The following is a 6023-nucleotide window of genomic DNA, read 5'->3' as shown; positions in this document are numbered from 1 at the left end:
GGTATTCGTTCCCCAGCCTCCTTTGCGCCAGCCATAAGGAAGACCGGCTTGCGTGGTGGAAGCGGTTTCCAGAGAGGGGTTGGGGACGAGGTTGTCGGAAGATGCGTTTGCCGCGTTGTCGGTCCAAACTAAAGTGAAAAAACAAACCACAAAAACAATGGTAGTTAAATAAAATAATTTTGTTTTTATAAATTTGCTTTTCATTAAGATTTTAGATTTTATTTTTTAGATCTAAGATTGATTTTTGGCTGACATCAGTTCAATCACTTTCTTCAACAGCTCGTCTATCTGGACGCGGATGGCTTTTATAAGGCTTTCTTTCTGCTCCGGCGTCATCTTGGAAACATCTGAAACTTTATAAGCCCCGCTGGAAATGAAAGGTTTTTGAACTGTTCCGGTTGATTCATTTGACGCGCCGGGATTTTTACTTTCTGAGGACGACTCCGCCGAACCGAAAAGTTCATTAAGTTTTTCTCTTGTTTTAGGACCAGCCAGGCCGAAGCCTGTCGTGTCCGGCGTTCCGGCTCCAACCAAACCGTACTTCTTCTGGAATCTCTGCACCGCCCTGACCGTGGCCGGGCCGTAAAATCCGGTAACTTTGCCTTCCGGATATATTTCCGGATCCCTGGCTAGCATATTCTGTAAAATTTCCACCCTTTCGTCATTCATTCCCACGGCGAATTTTCCGGAAAGAAGCTCCGCCTTCACGTCCTGGGTTATATCGGAAATATTTATAACACCGAAAGAAATCCCCCCGCTCTGCCCGCCCGCTCCTCCTCCTTGGTTGGTATTACCGCTCTGTGAAATTATTGGATTTTCCTGTTCTTTTTGAGACTTATCATTTGCTTCCGAAGAGTTAGCGTCTTCCGATTTTTCAGACGAGCTTGAAATCGTTTGAGCAAATGGAGAAAAAATCATTCCTCCTCCTCCGCCCCCGTTGTTGTTATTGTTATTGCCATTGTTGGAATGTTCACCCGAATTTCCGTGACTCTGCTCTGATGAAGATGAAGCTGACTCCGAGCTTTGCGCCGCGCCGGAAACACTTGAACTAGATAAGGATTTAAATGAAGACGAAGAAGATTTAGCCAGAGACGACGATGATTTTAACGAAGACGAGGAAGACTTTTTAACCGAAGAGCTTGAAGATGATTTTTTGGCGGATGCGGACGATGAGGATTTTACCGTTGAAGAGGATGAGGATGATTTGGACGAAGCAGTCGCCGCGGAAGAAACAGCGCTTGAAGATTTACTGCTTGTCGCCAGTGAAGACGACGAGGAAGATTTAGGCAAACTGGAAGCCGCCGCCGAAGAAGAAAAATTAGTTTCTTCTATTGAAGAGGCGGAGCTTGCCACACCGGACGAAGAAAACGCCGAAAAACTGTTTGACGACTCAACAGAAGAAACCGCGGAAGAGGAGGAACTTAGCTCCACTTCTTCTATTTTATAATCGCTGAACTGCACATCCATAAAATCAGTTCTGATGCCGCCATAACCGGCGGCGGTGATTGCCGAACCGCCGTAGCTGGTATTATTGTCTTTGGCCTGGGCGATGAGCGCCCAGGAACCTGTCTTGCCGTTGTCCATATAAAGCTTTATGTCCACCGTGCCGTCGGCGCTGGTGGAAACTTCGCTGCGCAATCCGATCCAGACGTTCTGCGGTATAAGATTGGGATTGGAAGAAGCGTCGTAGGCGCCGTTAAAAACTTTTTCCTGCGCCAACGTGTAGTAATTGCCGTTTTTCTTTTTCTTTATGACGGAAGTCCCGTCCACTCGTATGCCGGTATAATACAAATTGTCGCCGTTCTGGTAACGGTTAAAAAGGAGCAGGCCGTTGGATTGGTTGCGGTTGGTGCTGGCGCTCAAATTATGCTTGGTTATTTTGTAATACACCTCTTGTTTTAAATCCTGCCACTTCGTTCTGGTAACGAGACGAAAAATGTTTTGCGGATAATAGCCGCCGTCGGTGTCTTCCGTGTTGTCGCCTTCGTAATATATTCTCCACGGATCGTCTTTGGGCAAAGGCCCCTGGATGGTGGAGCTGTAACCGTTCTTTATATAAAAATATGCTCCGGAGTTGAGCCACCAGCTCGCGCTGGCGCTGTCGCTCATACTGCCTTCTTCGGCCAGCACGATGTTAGCGGAAAATAAATCCACGAAAGGCGACTGCACTCCGGCCAGCTGCCATTTGGACAGAAGCGCCAGATCTTTAAAAATATTTTTGGCAAACTTTCCTCCGTTTAAAAACAGGAAAGCGAAAGCCGTATTTGCTTTAATTGCCAATCGTCTCGGCGCGCAATTCCCTGACCGACACTTCGCTGTAAGCGGGGTTAGCGTCCCAGGTTTTTAATCCGATGCCGCCGGACTTCGGCATTTCATCGGTATTATACTTTAACACCCACTGGTTGTTAACAAGGCATCTGATGCTGTTGCCGTTGACGCTGACTCCGTAATCGTTGTTAAGCCAAGGCTCCATAAAAGGTATCGGCAAACGGCCGCTTTTACCAAGTGTTTTCGTCTTGCCGTTGACCGTCTGGTAAATTCTCGCGTACTCGCCGTAATGAGAGAAAGTACAAGACATATAATTTTTAGGATCATTGTATCTGGCAATAATCGTGAAAGTGGAGCCCTTGTTCCAATCCAGCTTCGTTCTGAAATTATAATCTGTCCAGTCTTTGGAGCCTGCCAAAACCGTCATGCCGGCAGTGGTGGAAGCGTTAGACGCGATATGCAATGTCCCGCCTTTAACGAAAACTTCTCCGGACAGATTCTTCCAGCCGGAAATATCGTCAAAGTTGTTCGCGGCGTAAGGCGTAGACATGCCAGAAGTATCGGTAAGATAAATAGGCGGAATTGAAATTGAAGAGCTCGAAGAAGAAAATTCCGGTTTTGACGATGACGAAAGCGCGGCAGAGGAACTTACAGATGAACTTGAAGATTGTTTTTTCTTATTAAGGGCGGCTTGCTGTTTCTTTTTTGCCTCTTCTTCTTTTTTCTTCTGTTCCGCCGTGACCGATTCTTTGACGGTCAAATCTTCTTTAAACGACGCCAAAGCAAGCTCAACATCTTCACCAGTTTTAACTTCCTCAACCTTAATATCTTTTACATAAATTAAACTGTTTCCCAATTCCCTGTCCCAGGTCTTTAATCCGATCCCTCCGTTGGCCAAAAGCGGACTTAAATAGTAGGCGTAAGCCACCTCGTTGCCATTGACGTAACATCTCACCGTGTCGCCGATAACGGAGATACCAAGCCGAACATTTTCTTTCGGTATATCGTAGATGTTTTTCTTATCTACTATATTTCTGGTTTTTCCGGCAATTTTTTGTTCTATTCTTAGATTGTCGTCGCTGAAAGCGCAGGCAGCGTAGTTATCTTCGTCTTTAAACCTGGCCGCCAAACTGACATGAGTCCCTTTTTTCCAGTCAATGGCGGTATTGAAAATATAGTTGGTCCAAGGATAAGACCCGTCCAAAAAGACGAAAGATCCGCTGGTGTCTTCTCTTGAACCGAGTTCAATCGTGCCCCCATTCAATTCAACCTGTCCCCATGTTCTTTTCCATTGGTTTTCGTTGGAAAATTTTTCTTCATAAGGCAATTTTTTGCCTTCTCCACCGGATAAATATTCAACAAGATATTCTCCTGACCACTCCGGAGACGGCTCTATTCTTTTGAGCATGTAGTGATAATCCCATTTATAATTGAAGCTGAAACCGCTGTCCTGCGGCCATATCTGGCGGAAAGCCATTTCATAATTTTGTTTCATAAGCTCTGAAATAACTCCTGTCGCGCCGTCATAATTTTCCGTCTGTTGGCCGTAATCGCCGAACGGATAAGAAAAACTTATAACTTTTCCTCCCAGCTTTTCTTCAATGGTTTTTCTGGAATTGGCCAACTCGTCACTGATTCTCTTTTTATAATCCGCGTCATTCTCAAGCCGTCCATCGCTCTCATAAAACATTTTATTGCTCAAAAAGTTTCCTTTCTCGCCTTCGGAATTTATTTTTATGAACCCCCCGTCTATCTGCACGGCGTGGGATTGGACGTCCCATCTTCCGGATTTAACCATTCTCTCCAACTCTTTTTGAGAAAGGTAATATTTTGAGTTGTATGGCGTTTCCGGCAAAGAAGCTCCAGTGGCAGCAAACATCACCGCTTTATAATCAAGCGCTTTAAGCAGGGGGTCGGCGGGGTAATAGCTATCTTTTCTGCCGTCGTCAAAAGTCAGAACAAAAGACTTTTCCGGCAATTCTTTTTCACCCTTTATAAAAGCGTAAAAATCTTCCATCGTTACTGTTTCGTACCCGGCCTTTTTAAGCGCGAACAAATGCTCCCTGAATCGGTCTTTGGTCAGGCTGAACCTGTCCGGATTCTCGTCAATAATGCCATGGTAGACAAGAACTGGAACGGAATTGGCGTTTTTCTTATGAGCAGAATTGCTGGATTCAAGACCACCATTATTTTCTTTTTTAAATGCTGAAACCGCGCTAGCAATCAAACCGCTATTATTGTTTCTGGAAAAAGCGATTTTATACTTAAAAAAATTTGCAAAACTTATTGCGCCGACACTATATTTTTGCGGAAAATCTACAAGCAAGAAACTACCGCTCACCATGGCAAGACCAAGCATCATTATGAATGCAAAAAATAATATTTTTACTTTTACTATGTGTTTATTTAATATCATTTTTATTTTATCTTGTTCCCCACTTTCTATTCTGTATGGTGGCAAGAGCGTAAAAAAGAATATAACTTAGGAAAAACATGTTTAAAAATGTCCAAATGAATGTATAAAACCAATATTTATCTTTAGGTGATAAAATTCTGTAATATACAACAATTATGCAATTTATTAACAATGACCCAGCTATAAAATAAAACGGATAAACGCCATTTATGGCTATATCCCAAACAAAAACTTTTAATGCTATAAACGGCGATACTAATGTTGTGAGGGTAAGTGGAAAAAAATAACTAAAAGCTACGAATGGTTCTTTTTTCCAAATAAACTTGCCTGCAATTATAGAGTTAACAAGCCAGCCTTTTTTCCACCTAATCTGTTGTTTTATAAACTGTTTCCATTTAGCCGGAGCAATAGTATAAGCCTTAGCCTTATCAGTATATACGGTTTTATAACCTTGTTTTATAACCCAATTTGTAAGGCCTCTGTCGTCACCCCATGTTATAGGCAAACCCCAAAAAGTTTCTCCTAACCACTTGTCAATTATAGGAAGAACAATGCTTTTTCTGTATGCCGATGAACACCCGCTGCAGCAAAAAACAGAAGCAAAAGATGATTCTGCCGCTTTAGATATACGAAAAGCTATGTAATAGTGAGCAGCTTGCATTCTTGTAAGTAAATTTTGATCTGAATTTTCTATGTAAGCATGCGCGCAAACAGCCCCTATTTCAGGATTGTTAAAATATTCAACAAGTTTTGGCAAGGTGCTTGGTTCAATATAACTATCGCTGTCTAATTGAATAATAATTTCTCCTTTTGCCCTTTTAAAACCTTCCGCCATCGCATGTCTTTTGCCTTGATTTATTTTCCAATCAACTACAGTTAAATTATCAAACTCTTTTTGGGCCTTTTTTAAGACCTTGATCGTTCCGTCTGTACTTCCATCATTTACAACTATCACTTCGACTTTATCTGTCGGATAATTAGATTCAAAACATTTTGATATTGTCTTGTATATTGCATCTTCTTCATTTTTACAAGGTATCACAAAAGTAACTGACGGTTCGTAGTTTGTATATTGCTTTACTTCTTTAATTTTCTTATCAACGGAGGGGTAAAGAATAGTTCCTCCAAGTCTCGATAATCTAAATAAAGTAACAAATAGTGTGTAAATATAAACAACAGGGCTTTTAAAGAAATAAGAAGCACTGTGTGTTTTTAACAACGTTATTAAAAACACAATAAGACCCATCAAGATATACAACGAAACTTGGAATAGTATACTTGAATAATTTAAGCTCCAGAAATCAACGCTCTTTTTTAATTTTAAGCTTTGTGTAGTCAT

The 6023-nt window shown here is 42.1% G+C and carries 4 protein-coding genes; all 4 read right to left on the bottom strand.

What is annotated here, in order from left to right:
• Nucleotides 1-204: hypothetical protein (locus tag HUT38_02340; protein NUQ57303.1), on the bottom strand; the 204-nt coding region annotated here is incomplete at its 3' end.
• Nucleotides 205-231: 27 nt separating this feature from the next.
• A complete protein-coding gene (locus HUT38_02335; protein ID NUQ57302.1) occupies nucleotides 232-2280 on the bottom strand; it encodes a peptidoglycan-binding protein in 2049 nt (682 codons plus the stop codon).
• Nucleotides 2270-4684, bottom strand: a complete 2415-nt coding sequence (locus tag HUT38_02330; GenBank protein NUQ57301.1) for a polysaccharide deacetylase family protein — start codon at nucleotides 4682-4684, stop codon at nucleotides 2270-2272. Before HUT38_02330 ends, HUT38_02335 begins: the two co-directional genes overlap by 11 nt.
• A gap of 7 nt (nucleotides 4685-4691) precedes the next feature.
• Complete coding sequence (locus HUT38_02325) at nucleotides 4692-6023, bottom strand: glycosyltransferase (GenBank protein ID NUQ57300.1); 1332 nt, start codon at nucleotides 6021-6023, stop codon at nucleotides 4692-4694.

It is taken from the genome of Candidatus Paceibacter sp. (assembly GCA_013360865.1).
GTDB lineage: Bacteria > Patescibacteriota > Minisyncoccia > UBA9983 > UBA9983 > SURF-57.
Note: the sequence above shows the minus strand (reverse complement) of the source record. Positions and strands in the feature narration are given on the sequence as shown.

Excerpts from the sequence above, each read along its gene's own strand:
- HUT38_02330 (NUQ57301.1), bottom strand. The coding sequence starts at position 4,684 with ATGATATTAAATAAACACATAGTAAAAGTAAAAATATTATTTTTTGCA.
- HUT38_02325 (NUQ57300.1), bottom strand. The coding sequence starts at position 6,023 with ATGACTACACAAAGCTTAAAATTAAAAAAGAGCGTTGATTTCTGGAGC.